The 19,515-nt window shown below is 46.5% G+C and carries 14 protein-coding genes; 9 read left to right on the plus strand and 5 right to left on the minus strand.

Annotated elements, in window-relative coordinates:
• Nucleotides 1-89 precede the first annotated feature (89 nt).
• From H8K32_RS10625 to H8K32_RS10635, 3 genes are all read left to right on the plus strand, one after another.
• On the plus strand, nt 90-1,421 hold the full coding sequence (locus tag H8K32_RS10625) for an alpha/beta hydrolase family protein (RefSeq protein ID WP_186912481.1): 1,332 nt from the start codon (nt 90-92) through the stop codon (nt 1,419-1,421).
• 308 nt (nt 1,422-1,729) lie between these two features.
• Nucleotides 1,730-4,636: an HD domain-containing phosphohydrolase gene (locus tag H8K32_RS10630; protein ID WP_186912482.1), complete on the plus strand. Its 2,907-nt coding sequence runs from the start codon at nt 1,730-1,732 to the stop codon at nt 4,634-4,636.
• 67 nt (nt 4,637-4,703) lie between these two features.
• Nucleotides 4,704-5,504, plus strand: a complete 801-nt coding sequence (locus H8K32_RS10635) for a YdcF family protein (RefSeq protein WP_186912483.1) — start codon at nt 4,704-4,706, stop codon at nt 5,502-5,504.
• Here H8K32_RS10635 and H8K32_RS10640 read toward each other — a convergent pair.
• Nucleotides 5,469-5,735 carry a YjiS-like domain-containing protein gene (locus tag H8K32_RS10640; protein ID WP_186912484.1) on the minus strand — a complete coding sequence of 89 codons (267 nt, stop codon included), beginning with the start codon at nt 5,733-5,735 and terminating at the stop codon, nt 5,469-5,471. The genes H8K32_RS10635 and H8K32_RS10640 overlap by 36 nt on opposite strands.
• A gap of 111 nt (nt 5,736-5,846) precedes the next feature.
• Between H8K32_RS10640 and H8K32_RS10645 the strand changes: the two genes are divergently transcribed.
• On the plus strand, nt 5,847-6,737 hold the full coding sequence (locus H8K32_RS10645; protein WP_186912485.1) for a LysR family transcriptional regulator: 891 nt from the start codon (nt 5,847-5,849) through the stop codon (nt 6,735-6,737).
• A gap of 34 nt (nt 6,738-6,771) precedes the next feature.
• Nucleotides 6,772-7,500 (plus strand): hypothetical protein, encoded by a 729-nt coding sequence (locus H8K32_RS10650; RefSeq protein WP_186912486.1) that lies wholly within the window; start codon nt 6,772-6,774, stop codon nt 7,498-7,500.
• Between the two features lie 63 nt (nt 7,501-7,563).
• Here the strand turns inward: H8K32_RS10650 and H8K32_RS10655 are convergent, their stop codons facing one another.
• A complete protein-coding gene (locus H8K32_RS10655) occupies nt 7,564-8,967 on the minus strand; it encodes an aspartate kinase (RefSeq protein ID WP_186912487.1) in 1,404 nt (467 codons plus the stop codon).
• 356 nt (nt 8,968-9,323) lie between these two features.
• Between H8K32_RS10655 and ppk2 the strand changes: the two genes are divergently transcribed.
• Complete coding sequence (gene ppk2, locus H8K32_RS10660; RefSeq protein ID WP_186912488.1) at nt 9,324-10,244, plus strand: polyphosphate kinase 2; 921 nt, start codon at nt 9,324-9,326, stop codon at nt 10,242-10,244.
• Between the two features lie 77 nt (nt 10,245-10,321).
• Nucleotides 10,322-11,938, plus strand: coding sequence for an inorganic phosphate transporter (locus tag H8K32_RS10665; protein ID WP_186912489.1), 1,617 nt, complete (start codon nt 10,322-10,324; stop codon nt 11,936-11,938).
• A 71-nt stretch (nt 11,939-12,009) separates the two neighbouring features.
• Here H8K32_RS10665 and H8K32_RS10670 read toward each other — a convergent pair whose 3' ends face one another.
• Nucleotides 12,010-13,980, minus strand: a complete 1,971-nt coding sequence (locus H8K32_RS10670; protein WP_186912490.1) for a peptidase U32 family protein — start codon at nt 13,978-13,980, stop codon at nt 12,010-12,012.
• Between the two features lie 284 nt (nt 13,981-14,264).
• Here H8K32_RS10670 and dacB point away from each other — a divergent pair, with 284 nt between their 5' ends.
• Nucleotides 14,265-15,755: a D-alanyl-D-alanine carboxypeptidase/D-alanyl-D-alanine endopeptidase gene (gene dacB / locus H8K32_RS10675; RefSeq protein ID WP_186912491.1), complete on the plus strand. Its 1,491-nt coding sequence runs from the start codon at nt 14,265-14,267 to the stop codon at nt 15,753-15,755.
• 522 nt (nt 15,756-16,277) lie between these two features.
• Here the strand turns inward: dacB and H8K32_RS10680 are convergent.
• Nucleotides 16,278-17,522, minus strand: coding sequence for an FAD-dependent oxidoreductase (locus tag H8K32_RS10680; protein ID WP_186912492.1), 1,245 nt, complete (start codon nt 17,520-17,522; stop codon nt 16,278-16,280).
• Between the two features lie 100 nt (nt 17,523-17,622).
• Here H8K32_RS10680 and H8K32_RS10685 point away from each other — a divergent pair, with 100 nt between their 5' ends.
• Nucleotides 17,623-18,417: an AraC family transcriptional regulator gene (locus H8K32_RS10685; RefSeq protein WP_186912493.1), complete on the plus strand. Its 795-nt coding sequence runs from the start codon at nt 17,623-17,625 to the stop codon at nt 18,415-18,417.
• A 465-nt stretch (nt 18,418-18,882) separates the two neighbouring features.
• Here H8K32_RS10685 and sorB read toward each other — a convergent pair whose 3' ends face one another.
• Nucleotides 18,883-19,506 (minus strand): SorB family sulfite dehydrogenase c-type cytochrome subunit, encoded by a 624-nt coding sequence (gene sorB / locus H8K32_RS10690; protein WP_186912494.1) that lies wholly within the window; start codon nt 19,504-19,506, stop codon nt 18,883-18,885.
• Nucleotides 19,507-19,515 lie beyond the last annotated feature (9 nt).

Raw genomic sequence — 19,515 nt, forward strand, 5'->3', positions numbered from 1 at the left:
AAATGCTTTTCAAGCAATGCAATTCCACCTAGAGTCACGCATTGGTTTTTTTCTGCCCGCCGCCGAAATTTTTATAAGCACAAACAATAATGACTCCGTTCCTTAAACGCATTGTCGTGTCTCTCATTACCTTCGTGCTGTGCAATCAGACCTGCACAGTATTAGCACAAGAAAATCGCATTGACACCATACGTCCTGATGCGCCAGAACTCGCTCACTATGGTACCTATCAGACAGGTGTAAAGACGCTGCACTTTACCCATGAAAATCAATTGGATATTGTGAAAGCGAAAGCTGGTGAAAAGATTCCCGTCTACAACCGACCGCTGACTGTTGAAATATGGTATCCAGCCAGTTTAAATGCTGATCAAAAAGCAGGAAGTACACCATTACATGCGATGACACGCGATGGGATCACTGAAGCAACTCTTTGGGGACAAGCAGTACGCGATGCACGAGCAAACAGTGCGGACGGGCCATATCCTTTGCTGATCGTTTCACATGGCTATCCGGGCAACCGTTTTTTGTTGAGTCATTTGGTTGAAAATCTGGCGAGCAAAGGCTATGTCGTTGCATCGATTGATCATACGGACAGCACTTATCAGGACCAGTCTAGTTTTGGTAGTACCTTGATGAATCGCTCTTTAGATCAGTTATTCGTCTTAAACCAAATGGAGAAATTAAATAAGGAAACGACCCATGGTTTGAAAGGCATGATTAATGTCAATATCACTGGCGTAATCGGTTACTCGATGGGCGCCTATGGGGTCGTCAATACCGTCGGCGGTGGTGTTAGTGAAGCCGCAGTGAAGTCACCAATCGGTGTACCAGATAGTGCATTGGAGATACGCCAATCAGGAAATGCTAACTATCTCGCCAGCATAGATAAACGCATCAAAGCAGCAGTCGCTTTTGCCCCTTGGGGCTGGAATATGGGTATATGGGACAAACAAGGATTAGCTGGCATTCATACCCCGATATTTTATATTGCAGGTAGTGCGGACGATGTCTCTGGCTACCGGCCAGGTGTCAGAAATATTTACGAGAATACGATCAATGCACCACGCTACTTACTGACATTTGAGAACGCAAATCATAATGCAGGCGCACCGATTCCGGCGCCCAAAGAAACCTGGAAGTATTCAGAAAAATTACATTTTATTCCAGCAGAGCATTACCTCGATGCGGTCTGGGATAACGTACGGATGAATAATATTTCTCAGCACTTTGTGACTGCATTTTTGGATAAATATTTGAAAAATGATGTCCGCAAAGATGCTTATCTTAACGTCATAGAAAACGCTCAAGATGGCAAATGGTCGGTCGCAACAGATGGCAGCTACAATACAGACCACACTTATTGGAAGGGTTTCCCGGCCCGCACGGCAATCGGCCTTCGACTGGAACACCAACACCCCTGACATGTTGCACGTAACTAAGTAGCTGAATACACAAGGCTGCGGCGAGAAAACAGCAGCTGGTGACGTCTCACCTTACCAAATAAAGGTTTAGGCAGCCAGCAACACAAACAACAATCACTCAAGCACATCGATCAGGCCCACGCAACGCTTCCTCATTTCCGTTCTCAATATCTTGCCGCTCAGCAAAAACCACTTATGTGCTGGTATCGCCTGGAGAAAATATTCGCTTTTTTTTGCTGGTGCTTTTGCCCTTTTAATGAAATATACTTCCTGATCAGCCTGAACATGGCAAAAAAAAGGGCATCATAATGCACACTTCTAAGAAGCTACCATTTCAGATTTATTTTTCATTCTGCTTAATTGGCTTACTTGTTGCGTTGGTAATTGGTATCGCGCAATTCAATAAAATGGGTCAAATCATTTTGCAGGAAGCCAATCGCAATTATGAGCGCACCGGTAGACAAGTCGTCAAAAATATTCAGGCCATTTACACCCCAGCCAAAAATCAAATTGGGATTCTGGCAGAAACCATGCCTATCCCTGGCGACACCTTAAATGAACGCTTAGAACATATCGAGTATCTGGCGAAATCGATCGCCACCGTTTCTTCAGCAATTTCAATATTTATAGGTTACGCCGATGGTGAGTTTTTCTTGCTTAGAAAATACGATAAAAATTTAGCTAATGCTTCGTTGTTCAACGTTCCGGATGACACTGCATGGGTCGTTCAAAGTACAAGTCTGAAGCATAAAAAGCTGGTCGAGCATGTAATCAGCTTTAATAAACAGCTAGAAGAAACCAGCCGCAAAAAAATCCCGCGAAAAAATTTCGACCCACGTGAGACGATCTGGTACACAACGGCGATGGCCACACCTGACAAGGTCAACGTTACCAGGCCCTATTATTTTTACACGAATCATCAAATTGGCGTCACTTATTCCCAAAAAATTGATAGTGCAGATGCAGTCGTGGGCATTGATTTTGAATTATCCACGATATTACAAACGATAGAAAACAGCGGCCTCACTCCGTCCAGCAGAATTGCTCTACTTGGCGAAAGCGCCCAGATTCTGGCAATGGTACATGGTAACCAAGTCCCATTTCGGCCGGAAATCATTACCGAAAAAGATGGTACCCACCGCTTGCCAAATTTAATGGAACAGGAGGATGCACCTATTCTCAATAAAGTGTTCAAACTATATTTATCAAAAGTGATATCGAGTCAATCAATCGACATCGATGGAGAAACCTGGGCAACGTTTAAGCAACGCATTGAGACACCTGGTGGAAGACCATTGACACTGCTGATTGCCAGTCCGCATAGAGAGTTACTGGCTGAAATTATTGAGATGAAAAAACAAAGTATGCTGGTATTTGGCATTTTGTTTGCTCTTACATGCATAATTTTCGTGTCTTTTTCAAAACGGGTTACAGCACCGATCGTAAAACTCGCAGAAGAGGCTAACAAGATTGCACATTTTGACTTTAAGAGTACAGTCAAGGTTCGCTCCGGAGTAAAAGAAATTTCTGAGCTTGCCAGCTCGATGCAAGGCATGAAGGCAACCATACAATCATTTTTGGGTATTGCCCGCGACCTTGCTGGTGAAACTAATTTCAACAAATTATTGGCGTCGGTTTTGCGTGAGCTTTCGGAAATTTCTATCGCCGATACTGCAGTTTTATATTTATACGAACCTAAAAAGGCAACACTGGAATCGGTGCAGGTATATATGGATCATGAGGTTGCAAATACCGCGCAACAAGTCATTCCTATCATCCAGCAACATCCGGTAGCACAAGTTTGTCATGGTGAATCATCTGTGATGCGCCTCAGCGTTGATGAACTGAAAGAATACTTTGGCGTTATTGCAGAATACCAACACGATTGCACCTTAATCGCCATTCCTTTACGTGACAGAAACAATCAATTAGTTGGCGCCATTGCCTTGTTGATTAATGCAAGCAGTATCGATATTGGCAGACACTCTATGGCAGTTGCAGTATCAGGCACCGCGGCGATAGCGATCGAAAATCAACGTTTGATACAAGAACAGAAAGCTCTTTTAGAAGCGTTTATTCAATTGTTAGCCGGCGCAATTGACGCCAAGAGCCCCTATACAGGGGGCCACTGCCAACGTGTCCCCATATTAACCAAGAGCCTGGCACGTGCAGCTTGCAATGAAACCTCTGGCACCTTTGCTGATTTCCGTTTGAGCGACAACGAATGGGAAGAATTACATATCGCTGCCTGGCTGCATGATTGCGGCAAAGTGACCACCCCCGAATACATCGTCGATAAAGCCACCAAATTAGAGACGCTATATGACCGCATTCATGAAGTGCGCATGCGTTTTGAAGTAATTAAGCGAGATGTAGAAATTGATTACTGGAAGGCGATCGCGGCAGGTGGCGACCCGGAAAAACTCCGACAACAGCGCGATCAGGCAATCACTGCAATCGACGACGATTTTGCTTTCGTCGCTGAGTGCAACGTGGGCGGTGAGTTCATGAGTGAAGAGAAAATTCAACGTCTTGACCAGATTGCAGAAAGAAGCTGGCAACGTAGCTTATCTGACCGCATCGGCATTTCTTCTCTGGAGCAAGAAAGAAAAAATCGGGCACCAGAACCCCTGTTACCAATCACAGAAAAACTCTTAGAAGATAAACCAGAACATATTTTTATCCGCGAAGAACAGGACAAAATTGCCCCTGACAATCCATGGGGTTTTAATATCAATGTACCAGAACACCTATATAACCGCGGTGAACTTTATAACCTCAGAGTAAAGCGTGGCACTCTATCGGAAGAAGAACGCTACAAAATTAATGAGCACATGGTACAGACGATCAAGATGTTGACACAATTACCGTTTCCCCGCCATTTAAGTCGCGTGCCAGAAATCGCCGGAGGCCATCATGAAAAACTCGATGGCACGGGCTACCCCAAAGGTCTGCATGACAAAGATATGCAAGCACCGGAAAAAATGATGGCAATTGCCGACATTTTTGAAGCCTTGACGGCATCCGATCGTCCCTACAAAAAAGGAAAAACCTTATCTGAAACCCTTAAGATTATGAACTTCATGAAACAAGATCAGCATATTGATGCCGATCTGTTTGCGGTATTCTTGCGTTCTGGCGTTTATCTTGAATACGCACATCAGTATTTGTCTCCTGAGCAAATTGATGAGGTTAATATTCATGCATATCTATAAATTGTAGCGTTTGGAATAGTTCTCCACATGCGACAATAACGGTTTTCTATCCGCAAGATAAAAACACATGTCGAATACTTTGTCAGACAAGAGTCCTTTCGTATTTTTATGCTTTTTCGTGGGCGTAATATTGGTGGTTGACACCAGTATTTTGATGACACGACATAACTTTGGATTTGGTGTAACGTTTCCCTTTTGTGTCGGCATCGCTTTATTGGGCATGGCCTGGCAATGGCAGAAATTACATGATTGGTTAAATCAAAAGAAACGCAGACAGCTACTATGGAAGCTGCTTTGGACGGGAACAGCAATCTGGCTATCTACCGTGGCGGCTTTTTTTTATTTCATTCAGGCTGGGCACGATATCGACATTCAAACAATTCGTCAGCCCGTACGAACGATTTTAGTGTTGGGCGGAGGCACCAGAAACTGCCTTCCAAGACCCACTCTGGCTGAACGTTTGGATTTGGCTTTTGAATGGGCACAACGCTTGCCTGACACCAAACTCGTTGTCAGCGGCGGCCAGGATCCGGGTGAACAATGCACCGAAGCACAAGTCATGGCTAACTATCTGCATCAGCGCGGATTACCAGAGAATCGCCTGTTGCAAGAAGGCATGAGTACGAACACATTTGAAAACCTGACCTTCAGCAAAAAAATCATGTCTGAACACGGCATCAATACTACCGATGGATTACTCATCATCACCAGCGATTTTCATAGCGTACGGTCGCGTCAGATCGCACTCAAGGCAGGATTCAACAATCTTGCCAGTGCGGGTGCTGAGACACCACTCAGCGTGCGCTACAATAGCTGGCTTCGCGAATATTTTTCATTTGTTCGTGGCTGGATAGTCGGAGATTATTAACGGTGCGCTATGTCGCAGCAACCCGGTTTCTGCTTGATTTCTGCGCTGATACTGACGTTCCCGAAAACCTGGAATTTCACTGCGCCCTATTCCCAGATCTCTGAGTTCCAACTCACTCATCTCAGACAACTCAGACAACTCTCCTTGAGATGGCGAATACACTTTGTCCCATATCATTTGCCAGCGATAAGCAAAGCGATTTATAACAGCTTGTAAAAGGGAAGCTTGCATGATGAACTCCTTAAGCAGATAACAACGATTAATGTTGAAGAAGCCTCATCATGCGTCTTGCAGTACAATCAGTAAAATGACATTTTATGATCACATCAATCAGGAAAACTGATGAGAGAACTCAGCCTCGATCAACTCAAGACACTGATTTGCATCATTGATCTCGGGACATTTTCTGCGGCCGCGCAAGCTTTGCACTTGTCTCAACCAACAATTAGCCTGCACATCAATGAACTGGAAAGTCGTTTTCAGACACCGTTACTGGTACGCGGCGGCAAGCGAGTACTTGCAACACCTGCCGGGGCTTGTCTGGCCGACAGCGGCAGGCGTTTATTGCGTGATGCCGATGAGGCGGTGGCAGCAGTCGAGCGTCAGGTTGCGGGTATTACTGGCAGGGTCAGGCTCGGTGCATCAAGCGGCATCCTGGTTCATCAACTACCGCAAGTAATGGAAACGTTGGAAAAGACCTATCAAAAAATCGATATTGAGGTCAACATTTTGGGCTCTTCCGACACCATGAACGGCTTACAGCAAGGCAGCCTGGATATTGGTATCGTCGCCATGCCGCAAACACCAGCGAAAGACATCGTCATTACACACTGGCGTACCGATCCCATGATGGCGTATTTACCACTGCGTTGGAAAGCACCGAAAGTCGTGACGCCAGAATGGTTAGCTCAGCAGCCGCTGATATTTAATGAACCAAGCACCCATATGTATCAACTGACGATGGCCTGGTTTGCGCAAGCAGGATTTTCTCCGCGTGCAAAGATCGAACTCAACTATACCGAAGCGATGAAAAGTCTGGTGGCTGCTGCTTATGGCGCCGCAATACTACCGTTCGAACATCCTGAACTTTCTGAAGTCCGACCGCAAATCCAATTGCGCCCTTTACGTCCTGCTTTACCGCGCCACATTGGAATTGCTCATAGACCAATTGCTACGCTAGACGGCGCGAGTAAAAATTTCCTGAATATCTTAGAAATGTTTAAGCAAAAATAGGCATCCTTAAATATTGTCGATAGAAAGTGCCAGCATGAAACGCGATAAAGCCCATACCACCAGAATCATTGATCACATTAGTTACCGCCTTACCTGCGTCTTTATAATTCCGCTGATTAGCTTGCTTTTCATCGCCGGTAACGCCAGTGCACAAACAACATCAAATCAAACACAGCAGCCATGTTGTGGAGTGATTACTCCGGCGGGAAAACACATGTTGCAAACATTGGACAGCATGAATGTTGAACACTTATGGCTTGCACACGAACACGTGAATTGGGAAACCGGCGTTGCCGATCGTGACGCAGACTATGCGGGACCAGGCAAAGCCACGCATTGCAGTGCGTTTGCCGCCGCCGTAGGGCAGCGAGTCGGCGTCTATTTGCTCAGACCGCCTGAGCATAGTCAGATTTTATTGGCAAACGCACAAACCGCGTGGTTATCAAGCCAGGCGGCAACGAAGGACGGTTGGGTCAGATTAGACGATGCTAAAGCTGCGCAAAGTCGCGCTAACCTTGGTGAACTGGTGGTGATTGTTTATCAAAGTCCTAATCCCAAAAAACCGGGTCATATTGCGATTGTCCGTCCGTCTTTAAAGACACAATCGCAACTTGATAAGGACGGCCCACAAGTCACACAAGCCGGAACGCATAACCGCAACGATTGGGATGCACGCGATGCATTCCATGGGCATGCAGGTGCATGGCCTGACTTTGTGCAATACTTCAGTCACGGAATCCATCAGACCACGCCAACAAATTAGTGCTTGCAAACACTTTAAACTGCGTCATTCAAAACATGGCGCAGTTTTGCTGAATGCTGCGTTTTATTGACCAAAAAATTCGTCATGCACCAGTCTTAATGCAAGCTTGCGATCTTCTCGCTGAACCAGCATATACGCGGCGACTTCACTGGCACCTGCCGCTGCCAGCGTCACCCTCGCCCCACCCGCCAGCGCCGCGGACAAAGCCCGGCTTGCGATCGCACTCCCCACATCGGATGCGTCAAGTACGCCGTCACCTACTACGGCAACAATCGCCACTGCATCGTTCCGACTCACCTCAACCACGCCAGCCAAATGGTGTTCGCTCAAAGCTTCATACGCAGCATCCAAATGATCACGTGCCAGTAAAATATTGATCGCAGTTTGCGCCGTCAAGACGCTCTTAATATTGATGCCATGCTGATCAAGGGTATTCGTTACTTGCGCCAGAATACCTGATTTAAAACCGACACCCGGACCATGCAATTTCAGTATCGCTACATCCTCGGTAGAGCTCACGCTCTTTACCACATCACTGGTTACTTTGCGTTGTCCATCAATGATCGTATAAGGTTTCAAACCACGTTCCGGACGAGTGATATTTAAAATCCGGATAGGAATCTCGCGGTCAAATAGCGGCTCTACGGTGCGTGGATGTAAAATTTTTGCCCCGAAATACGACAATTCCGCCGCTTCCAGATAATTTAATTGAGAAATCGAACGTGGCGCGCTGACCGTACCTGGATCAGCGCTTAAGAAGCCATCCACGTCTTTCCAGACATCCAACGATTCGGCACCGATACAGGCAGCAATCGAGGCCGCTGAATAGTCCGAACCACCACGACCAAACAAAGTAGTTTTGCCATTTTTATCAACGCCGTAAAAACCCGGCACCACGTACACAACATCGTCGGCCAATGCTTGTGATACTGGCGTAGTGCTCGCTTCAAAATCACAAGCAGAATTACCAAAAACGCCATCAGTCACCAGACCGATATCTTCCGGTAAAGCTTCACGCGCAGCGATACCGCGGCTCAATAACACTTCGGTCAGCAACAAGCTCGATAAGCGTTCGCCATAACTCAGAATGGCATCGTTCACAAACGTCGGCACATCGCCAATACAATGAATGCCAGTCAGGTAACGATCTAATTGATCGAGTCTCTCACCTAATGCTTTTTCGGTTCTGTCGCGATGGGCAACATCGCTGATATTCGCTTCCAGAATCTCGCGTTTCAACGCGCGCAAAGTCTGGGTGTAATTTTGACTTTCAGCCAATGCAGCTTTCGTACCAGCACCCTCTTTTGCGGCTTGAACGCAGTCGATTAAGGCGTTAGTAATGCCAAAAAATGCCGACACCACCAATACCAGTGGCCGTTGATACGCTTGTACTACGTTGACGACTCGATCAATATCCTGTGGCTGACGTAAATTTGATCCGCCAAATTTTACAACGATTTTTTTCATGCCCGATTCCAAATAAGTGTTGCAGTGTTCGATTGCATTGCCAATAAGCAGGACGAGTGCAAGCCACGCCCCGCTGACATTTGATGGGTCTTGGTGAATTGTACCCGCCCTACCTGCCTATCCCAGCCACTAGGGTACTGCCACCTGAGGTATGGGTCAATCAAACTGGCGCAAACAAAGCCAAATCTTTCATCATTTTCGGCCTGCCTGGCAATTAGTTAAGCAAGAACAGACAAGACACAGATGTGCATTTATTTCCGATCGGAAATGGCATTTTGATCTATGTCATAGATGAGTCACATCGACTGCTTATAGTTGAAAGATTATTGTAATTTTATCTTTTAGGTGATTCTGTGATGCTTAACACCCAAATCAGCAACCAAGAACTGAGCGAACATATACGTCGTGATTTACTCGACGGCTACGATGAGGAATTTGAACTCGAAATTGAAGATCGTCACTATGAAAATGGCGCAGAGGCCATTGCATTAAGCGATTTTGAAAAAGAACAACGCCGCTTATACTTCCGTGAGTTATTCAGGTTGCAAGCAGAGCTGGTCAAATTGCAAGATTGGGTCGTCGCCACTAAACATAAGGTTGTGATCTTATTTGAAGGACGCGATGCCGCTGGCAAAGGGGGCGTGATAAAACGCATCACCCAACGTTTGAATCCACGCGTATGTCGGGTCGCGGCATTGCCAGCACCAAATGATCGTGAACGCACACAATGGTACTTTCAACGTTATGTATCGCATTTACCAGCTGGTGGTGAAATCGTTTTGTTTGATCGTAGCTGGTATAACCGCGCTGGCGTAGAGAAGGTCATGGGATTTTGTACTGACGATCAATATGAAGAATTTTTTCGGACCACGCCAGAATTTGAACGTATGTTGGTCAGCTCCGGCATCCAGCTGATCAAATATTGGTTCTCCATTTCTGACGAAGAGCAACGCGCCCGTTTCTTAGGACGTATTCACGATCCGCTGAAACAATGGAAATTAAGTCCTATGGATCTCGAGTCTCGTCGCCGCTGGGAAGATTACACCAAGGCGAAAGAGATCATGCTTGAGCGTACGCATATCCCTGAGGCACCATGGTGGGTTGTCGAAGCCGATGATAAAAAGAAAGCACGCCTTAATTGCATCCATCATCTGCTAAATCAGATGCCCTATCAGGAAGTACCCCATCCTACAATTGAATTGCCGCAGCGTGAAAGACATGAGGATTATCTGCGCAATCCAGTTCCGGCAGAAATTATCGTTCCCAAAGTGTATTGATCAATACTCTGCACAATCCCGAATTTATTTAGTTTGCTATACCAAATATCGCTTTAAATTAACTGGAGATTCATCGTATGACCATCACTAATATTGCCGCTACTGGAGTACCAGAACGGCCGGCAAAAAAAACCTTGAGGGATCACAAAACGAGTCCTGTCACGCTGATTATTTTTGCTACTTTATTGATCGCCGGTATTGTATTTACCTGCTACAGTCTGGTTTCCGATATGAGTGGCGTGAGCTTTGGCGATACCACGCTGGTACCTTACATTTTGCTGGGTGTTGCCTTGTTGATCGCTCTCGGCTTTGAATTTGTGAATGGTTTCCACGACACTGCCAATGCCGTGGCGACCGTCATTTATACCAATTCTTTACCACCTAACTTTGCCGTGATGTGGTCTGGATTCTTCAACTTCCTGGGGGTGTTGTTGTCTAGTGGTGCGGTGGCGTTCGGGATTATTTCATTGTTACCAGTCGAATTGATTTTGCAAGTAGGCTCTTCTGCTGGCTTTGCGATGGTCTTCGCTTTGTTGATCGCTGCGATATTGTGGAATCTTGGGACCTGGTGGTTAGGTTTGCCAGCATCTTCATCACATACGCTGATCGGTTCTATCATCGGTGTAGGTGTTGCAAATGCGATGATGCACGGTCGTGATGGGACGACCGGTGTTGATTGGGCGCAGGCGACCAAAGTGGGTTACTCCTTGTTGCTATCACCTTTAGTTGGCTTCTTCTTTGCTGCCATGTTGTTGCTGGTGTTGCGCAAACTGGTGAAAGCAAAAGAACTATATGAAGAACCGGACACCAACACGCCACCACCATGGTGGATCCGTGGTTTGTTAGTGTTGACTTGCACCGGCGTTTCTTTTGCACACGGCTCGAATGACGGTCAAAAAGGTATGGGTTTAATCATGCTCATTCTGGTTGGTACAGCACCGATGGCCTATGCACTGAACCGTGCCATGCCAGTCGATCATATGACGCAATTTATTGCAGTTGCTCAGGTGACTGAACAATCCCTGCACAAATACATTGTGCAAGACGCACCAGTGGAACCACGTAAAATCTTGGCGAACTATGTACGTACCAAAGAATTAACCACTGAAGTATTGCCAGCGCTTGCAAAAACAACGGGCAATATTGCGCAACAAATTAAAGAACACGGCACGCTGGCGAAAGTTCCAACGGCTCTCGTATCCAATGTGCGTAACGACATGTTCCTGGCTTCAGAAGCAATTCGTTTGCTGACCAAAGACACCAGCTTAAATTTTGATACTGATACCAAAGAGAATCTGAATGCGTTTAAACATCAGATTGATGATGCAACCAAGTTCATTCCTTTGTGGGTGAAAATTGCGGTAGCGATCGCACTTGGTCTCGGCACCATGGTTGGCTGGAAACGTATTGTTGTTACCGTCGGTGAAAAAATCGGCAAAACACATTTGTCTTATGCCCAGGGTGCTTCTGCTGAATTGGTCGCGATGTTGACGATTGGTGCTGCAGATATGTATGGTTTACCAGTGTCGACGACACATGTTCTGTCCTCTGGCGTGGCGGGTACGATGGCAGCAAATCGTTCTGGTTTGCAGATGTCCACCATCCGCAATCTGGCGATGGCATGGGTACTGACAATGCCAGCAGCGATGTTATTGTCGGGTTCTTTGTATTGGTTATTTACACATATTTTCTGATTAAATTTTTCGATAAAAAAACTCGCTTTAAAGCGAGTTTTTTTATTTTTAAGGACAGCATATCTACAGAATTATTGCGCCGGACGTGTCTTATGAAATACCAGCGGACTATATGGCACAGAGGATGGTGGCGGTGCTTGCAAGATGTGTTTCTTCATCGCACCCACAATATGCATCTCACATGGCTTGCAATCGAACCTCAAGGTATACTTTTCTTCTCCGGTGACCAAAGTCATTGGTTCCGCTTTCACCTGGCCTTGTACGCCCTTCACGCCTTTGGCTTGTTTAGGGCAAAGATTGAAAGAGAATCGCAGGCAATGCTTGGTGATCATTAAGGATACTTCGCCTGGCTCTTCATGCGCCTCGTAAGCAGCAGCAATCAATTGTACGCTGTGTTTTTTATAAAATTCACGAGCTTTGCTGTTGTAGACATTGGCCAGGTAACTGAGTGTCGCTTCTGGATAAGCGACCGGCGGCTCCACGGCTGGTGTGCGCTCCGGGCGCAACCACGCTTGCGAGCGCGCCAGTTCATGTGCGGCGACGGCATCGCGGCGCAAGGCATTGATGACCGAAGATGGCACAAACCAAGCTTGGCGCAAACGCAAATCAACATTCGCAGACTCAAACATGGTGTTACCCAATTTGGCCAGACTGTCGCGCAAACCTGTTTCTGCTTTATCGGCCTGTTGCGCTGCTTGCAAGGCTATCGCGACAGAAACTTCTGAATGCACACCGTCTTCATCGGTCACCGCCAAACGCAAACCTTGTTCATCATCAGATAAGGTCAGCCAGACTGGAATCCGGCGTTCTGCTGATTTTTTGGTTAATGCGTGTTCCCAGCGTTGATCACGGTTGCGATTGATCAGCATGCCGACTTTCAGACCTAATAGTTCGCTGACTTTCTCGTTAGGTGAAACACGCCACAAATCGCCATTTTCACTCTTGCCCATGTGTTCTACGGTATTGGCCTGAATACCCATGACTTCCCGTTTGAGCATGTAGTTCAAGCCATCGCCATTGGCCATCGGTTCGTTGGTTTCCATTTCAAACCAGGTGGTACCGATGCGTGTCACGTAACCAAGATGCAAACCAACGTATTTAGGCGAATCAAACGCGCCGATATTATCCAGACGCCCATTGGCAAAATAATCGGTATGACCACGATGGAAGTTTTTATCGACATTTGGCGTGAAGGCGATCTGGCTGCGACCGCTGGACGCACGTGTAAATTCTGGTCTGCGCTCTAAAATTTCGTCGAGCAGCATGCGGTAATGGGCCGTGATATTTTTAACGTAACCCATGTCTTTGTAGCGGCCTTCAATCTTCAAGGACTGCACTCCGGCATCAAGCAATGCTTCGAGGTTGCGACTCTGGTCATTGTCCTTCATCGACAATAAATGTTTTTCGTAAGCGACAACGCGCCCTTCACCATCGGTCAGGGTGTATGGCAAGCGACACGCTTGTGAACAATCGCCACGATTTGCACTGCGACCGTTGTCAGCATGCGAGATATAGCATTGACCAGAAAACGCCACGCACAGAGCGCCATGAACAAAATATTCTAAAGGCGTTTTCACTTCGGCTTTAATCGCCTTGATTTGTTCTATCGTCAGCTCGCGTGCCAACACCAATTGTGAAAAACCGACATCCCCTAAAAATTTGGCTTTCTCAACGCCACGAATATCGCACTGTGTGCTGGCGTGCAACTGAATCGGAGGAATATCCAATTCTAATATCCCCATGTCCTGCACAATCAACGCGTCAACACCTGCATCGTACAGCTGACGAATTTGTTTGCGTGCTGGTTCTAATTCAGACTCATGCAAAATCGTGTTCATGGTCACGAAGATACGCGCATGATAGCGATGGGCAAATTGCACGAGCTCTGAAATCTCGCTGATCTCATTGCTGGCATTGTGGCGAGCACCAAATGACGGGCCGCCGATGTACACCGCGTCAGCACCATGCAGGATCGCTTCTTTGCCTATCTCAATATTTTTAGCGGGAGACAGAAGTTCAGTTTGATTGACGAGCAAGCTCATGGCGATGACCAGTGTAACGAGGAAAGGGCGAAATTATAACGAAATCAAAGGCTTATGTCCTGAATGCGTCAACTTTCATTGTGCTTTTTAGTTCAAGACCAGCAAATACCAATGTCAATCTGCAAAGTCTTTGCGGTTAACTTGCGATTATCTGCCGCTGGAGCACGTATTTTTTGACGAATGCCAGATAAAAATGTAATTTCATCTACAATTCGACTTCATAGAACCTTATCCAGAACAAGCCTGATCACTGTTCATACCAATCACTTTTTACGCGCTCACTTATGCTTTCTTTACGCTTTCGCCAATTGATTCTGACCGTCTGCACAAGCAGTTTATGCAGCGCTCTCGTACCTTCTGACGCGATCGCGCAAACTGTTCTACCGGTTAAATTGGCGACCAGCTTACAAAAAGCGGGCGTGCCAGCGAGTGCCATCAGTGTGATGGTACTGCCCGTCAATGCAAGTAATGCCGACGCTGCGGTCCTGGCGCAAAATGCTGACCTGGCGATGCATCCAGCGTCCACCATGAAATTGCTGACGACATTGGTCGCTTTAGAAGAACTGGGACCCAATTTCCGTTGGAAAACGCAAATTCTGTCCGATGCACCTGCCGCAACTGAAGTATTGGTTGGCAATCTGTATTTACGTGGTGGTGGCGATCCCGATTTGACTATGCAAAAATTGCAGGAGATGCTGCGTGACCTGCGTAATCGAGGCATACGTTCTATCAACGGTAATATCGTGTTGGATCGCAGCTACTTTCAGCCAGAGCGCAGCGACATCAATATGGCGCCGTTTGACGAACATCCTGATGCGTATTACAACGTGGTTCCGGATGCGTTGCTCATTCACAGCAATATCAGTTCGATTACCGTCGAGTCCGGCAATGACAATGTTGAGACACGCTTACTAACACCTCTGGACAACACGCTCATCATTAATCAATTACGCTTAAACAAAAAGCCCTGTGCAACATGGGAACAAACCTGGCAAGCCCCCGATGTGTCGGTCTCTGATAACGCAGCGATCAACATCACCTTGAATAGCAGCTTTCCACGTAATTGCAAGATTACACAACACTTAAACATACTGGATCGCAATCAGTACATTACGCATTTAATTCGTGGTTTATGGCAAGAGCTAGGCGGGAGCTGGCAAGGAAAAATTGTTGATGGCAAAACACCTTCCAGCGCCAATCTGTTACTCGAACATCAATCAGAAACCCTGGCTGACACCATACGTATCGTCAACAAACATTCTGATAACGCGATGGCACGCAGCATTTATCTGAGTCTGGGAACAGAAAGCAATCCTCTGCTCAACACCAATAGCGCACAAGCCGCCGATGCCCGCATACGCGCGTGGTTGTTCAGACATGGGATCAATGACGCAGGCATTGTTCTGGAAAATGGATCTGGCCTCTCCCGTACAGAACAAATCAGCGCCAGGCAAATGGCTGCTTTATTGCTGGCTGGAGCACGTAGTAATTGGTACCCAGAATTTGCCAGCAGCCTGCCAGTCGCAGGCATGGATGGCACCATGCGCAAACGTCTGAAAGACAGCCCTGCCGCACAAAATGCGCGTATCAAAACCGGTACGCTCAAAGACAGCGTAGCGATCGCCGGTTACGTACGCGACGTCAATGGCCAAAACTGGGTCGTCGTTGCGATGGTCAATACTGATGCCGCAGGCAAAGCAAGAACAGCACTGGATACGCTAATCAATTGGGTCGCCAGTGGGCGGGATGATGCTGCAAACCTATTCGAGCCGTAACTGATCCAGTAATTTGGGCAATGAAGAAGCGTGCGCAGGTATTATATCCATAAGGTACCACCTAAAGCGTTGATTTCTAGAGTGTTGGCATTTAACATTCACCTTTTACAAACCGAGTAGACACCTGCACAGGTGTCTACTAAACGTTATGGCATATCGTATCGATTGAGTGAATTTTTGAGCCATCAGTCGAAACATTACCCAGAACTTTTCACACCAGGTTACCCTTAGTTTTTGACACAAGCAAACTACTAATTGCCTGCTTCTTTATTGCCAATTCCATCACCCGCGTTACAATCATTCATCATTTTTCATCCGGATTAGCGTGCATTATGTGTCACCACACCACACAACTACCAGCCTAATGAACCGTTGCAGCGGATCGCCTGCGGCGCCCGCTGAACTCACACGTTAGCCCCGTCAGCCCTATGATCGTATCAGAAGATTTACTTGTGAATGTCTTTGCCAAATTTCTTGCCGCTGATCTTTCTATTGATCGCGCAGGGTTCGGTCTGTTTGGAATCATTGATCAGTTGATGAATACGATTCTTCAGCATGCGAACTTTCAGATGATTCACTACCATACAATTGCGTGCTACCACGTCGCGAGTTGACCATTGCTGCAAAACTATGTGCGCGCATTAGCTGCTCATATTTTGCAATTGCCATTGTGATAGAACCGGATTGTCTGGAGTAATCACAGATGATATCGGCCAGGATTGTGGCATCATACAACGCTGAGTTTGCGCCGACGCCGCTCGCGGGGCTCATGGTGTGGATGGCATCACCTAAAAGCGTAACTTGAGTCGCTTCCCATTCTGTCTGAACCGCCGAGTAGCGGATCGGAACCATTTTCATTGAAGAACTGTTTGCGCATTTGAATAAGGCTTGCAGCGGTTTGTCCCAAGTTTGGCTGACATGCTTGATCATTGCAGATAACTCGGTCGACGAATTTACAATTACGCTATTTTTTTTCAATCCGAAGCCACCCGGTTTACCTATGATTGCCCAATACAAATAGTCCTGCCGTGGACTCATTTCAAACATTGAAGATGAGAATGCATTGTCTGAAAATAGGGGGTAACGCATTGCGTCTATGATGACGGCCAGTTCGCTTTCAAATAATACAGTCGTTGCAAATTGTAATTTCTGGGCGATTTGTTCTTTTGCATTTCCATCCAATACGGTCTTCCCATAAATGCAGATATCGCCGCTTTCTATTGGATCTGCATGAGGAAAGCGTATCTCACGCACGCGGGAATGCACGCCGTCTGCTCCTATAACGACATGTCCGCATTCGGAGCTGCCGTCATCAAAGTGACATGTAATCTGACCATTGATTTGTTGTTCGTAGTTCAGTAATCGTTTGCCAAAATGAACTTGTTCTTGAATTCCCTTCAGCAATATTTCGCGCAGATGCAGTCGATCAATCTTGAGGTCTGGTGTGTCCGCAGTTTCACTATCCTGCCATTCATCCACCCACTTTCCATTGATGGTTTCGAGATGGGAATTAATCGTTTGTACCGGCCCCGATTTAATCGCGAAGTGTTCAGTAAGAAGTTTGTAAAGATGATCGGGCATGCAGTTGGCTAACGCTTGTTGCCCTTCTTGATCAATGCGTAAGCGAAAACCTTGGCCGCGGGTGTCATGCGAAGGATCTTGTTCAAAGACCTCAAATAATATTCCATTCTTTTTTAATCCTTGCGCCAAACATAGCCCACCCAGACCAGCACCGATAATGATGATTTTTAATTCCTGGAATTTCATAATTTTTCTTTCGATTAAAAAGTTGTGTCATTCATTATGAGATGACTGGCACAATGTCAGATAAGGATGTTTTGACAAAAAATAGTGAATTTGAGCCATCATGCATAATCAAACAGATTTTAGTGAATTAGAAACTGGTCCGGCACTGATAGCAATTTGGAGTAATGCTCAGGCAGATTCTCAATTTCAGCTAGGAACACTTGAATATCAAAGCCATAGTCATTTACGAGGGCAGATATTTTGTATCGAAAGTGGTTTAGTACAGGTTCGTACGAAGCAGGGGTCGTGGCTAATGCCTCCGCACCGAGCCGGTTGGATCCCCCCGGGGCATGCACACAGCGTTAGTGTTACGGGGGTGATGAGCGGATGGACGGTTTTGGTGACGCCATTAGCTAGCGCAGGTTTTCCTGCCAATCCCTGCGTGATTGGTGTCAACGACTTGATGCTCGCACTCGTTCGACGGGCAGCTTCGTGGAACAATCAGATAATTCTAGATCCCGAACAAGACAGGTTAATTGGCGTTTTGATTGACGAAATTCAACGAGCTCCGCAACAGAATTTGCATTTACCCATGCCAATTGACCGACGGGTATTGCGCGTTGCGACAGAAATTCTTTCCAATCCCAGCGACCAGCGAAGTTTGGAACAATGGGCTGTCTGGGGTAACATGTCTGCGCGTACCTTGAGCCGATTAATGCGCGCAGAAACCTCTTTAAGTTTTTCACAATGGCGTCAACAAGCCCGTCTCTTCTCAGCACTGGAACTTCTTGCAAGTAGAGAGAAAATTGCAGATATTGCCGAGGCACTAGGCTATGCAACTCCTAGCAATTTTATTGCAATGTTCCGGAAAAATTTCGGTGTATCACCGGGGCATTATTTTAGTCAAATATCATAAAAGATAATTAACCTGTCTGTTTTTTTAACCACTCAACTTTACATATAAATGTTGTCAAAGGCTGAAAAAGAACAGCACTCGAATGATTCGTTCGCGTTAGACGACGTAAGTAAGGGCAGGATAAAGCAAACTTCATGGCTGCTCTTTGAATTTTGCAGATCGTAACTCACGAAGAAGTGGTAGTTGTTCCCGCATGCATTTAGCCAGAACTGACATCTTTTTTCATTCGAAGCCGAGTTCTGACAATGAGCTATATTTGGTTGTGGTTTTCTCGCTAGTGCACCACCCAACGATTCGATAACGATCACTAGCAAACACAGTACATGGGATAGCAGTAATTAGACAAAGCAGCCACGGAAAAGTAAAAATCTCTCATAAAAAAAGCTTAGGCAATGAGATATAAAGAAGAAGAAATGTTTCGCTGCCCTATGTGAACACAAGAGCAGCGCGGGTTACTTCGTTAATTTACTGCTTCAAAATAAACGCAGCCAAGGTATGAATTTCTTCATCCGACAAACCGGCATAACCTGGCATAGGCACCGCGCCCCAACGGCCTGATCCACCTTGACGAATATTGGCGCTCACTTTGCTTAATGCTTGCGCATCATCCTTGTAATGCTTAGCGACGTCTTGATAAGCAGGGCCAACAATTTTGTTTTGAATCGCATGGCAGCCCAGACAGGCATTTGCATTGAGTAGGCTCATTGCGTCGGTGGCTTTGGCACTGCCTGCCGGAGCGCTTGCTGCACTGGCAGTTGTAACAGTTCCCGCTGGTTCGGTACCGTAAGTCGTTGCCAGAAATGCGCTAATTTGAGCGATTTCGGCCTCATCAATTGGCGCACCATAGGCACGTTGCATCTTGGTGACTTCGGCGGTCCACTGCTTCAAGGACATGGTTCCTGGCTGTAAATTGATGTAATCGACGGAGTGGCAAATTGCGCATTTTTGACTGGCGATGACGCGTCCAGGATGGTTGGAAGGTTTGAGTTGTGCAGTTTCTGGCGGCAATTGAATTTCAAGTGGTGCTGACTGGGTCAAACCAGAGACCAACATAGTGCATGCAACCGGGATCAGATAGCGTAATTTCATGGCAGGCTC

Source organism: Cognatundibacterium jejuense, from assembly GCF_014284255.1.
GTDB lineage: Bacteria > Pseudomonadota > Gammaproteobacteria > Burkholderiales > Burkholderiaceae_D > Undibacterium > Undibacterium jejuense.

Excerpts from the sequence above, each read along its gene's own strand:
- H8K32_RS10625 (WP_186912481.1), top strand. The coding sequence starts at position 90 with ATGACTCCGTTCCTTAAACGCATTGTCGTGTCTCTCATTACCTTCGTG.
- H8K32_RS10630 (WP_186912482.1), top strand. The coding sequence starts at position 1,730 with ATGCACACTTCTAAGAAGCTACCATTTCAGATTTATTTTTCATTCTGC.
- H8K32_RS10635 (WP_186912483.1), top strand. The coding sequence starts at position 4,704 with ATGTCGAATACTTTGTCAGACAAGAGTCCTTTCGTATTTTTATGCTTT.
- H8K32_RS10640 (WP_186912484.1), bottom strand. The coding sequence starts at position 5,735 with ATGCAAGCTTCCCTTTTACAAGCTGTTATAAATCGCTTTGCTTATCGC.
- H8K32_RS10645 (WP_186912485.1), top strand. The coding sequence starts at position 5,847 with ATGAGAGAACTCAGCCTCGATCAACTCAAGACACTGATTTGCATCATT.
- H8K32_RS10650 (WP_186912486.1), top strand. The coding sequence starts at position 6,772 with ATGAAACGCGATAAAGCCCATACCACCAGAATCATTGATCACATTAGT.
- H8K32_RS10655 (WP_186912487.1), bottom strand. The coding sequence starts at position 8,967 with ATGAAAAAAATCGTTGTAAAATTTGGCGGATCAAATTTACGTCAGCCA.
- ppk2 (WP_186912488.1), top strand. The coding sequence starts at position 9,324 with ATGCTTAACACCCAAATCAGCAACCAAGAACTGAGCGAACATATACGT.
- H8K32_RS10665 (WP_186912489.1), top strand. The coding sequence starts at position 10,322 with ATGACCATCACTAATATTGCCGCTACTGGAGTACCAGAACGGCCGGCA.
- H8K32_RS10670 (WP_186912490.1), bottom strand. The coding sequence starts at position 13,980 with ATGAGCTTGCTCGTCAATCAAACTGAACTTCTGTCTCCCGCTAAAAAT.
- dacB (WP_186912491.1), top strand. The coding sequence starts at position 14,265 with ATGCTTTCTTTACGCTTTCGCCAATTGATTCTGACCGTCTGCACAAGC.
- H8K32_RS10680 (WP_186912492.1), bottom strand. The coding sequence starts at position 17,522 with ATGAAATTCCAGGAATTAAAAATCATCATTATCGGTGCTGGTCTGGGT.
- H8K32_RS10685 (WP_186912493.1), top strand. The coding sequence starts at position 17,623 with ATGCATAATCAAACAGATTTTAGTGAATTAGAAACTGGTCCGGCACTG.
- sorB (WP_186912494.1), bottom strand. The coding sequence starts at position 19,506 with ATGAAATTACGCTATCTGATCCCGGTTGCATGCACTATGTTGGTCTCT.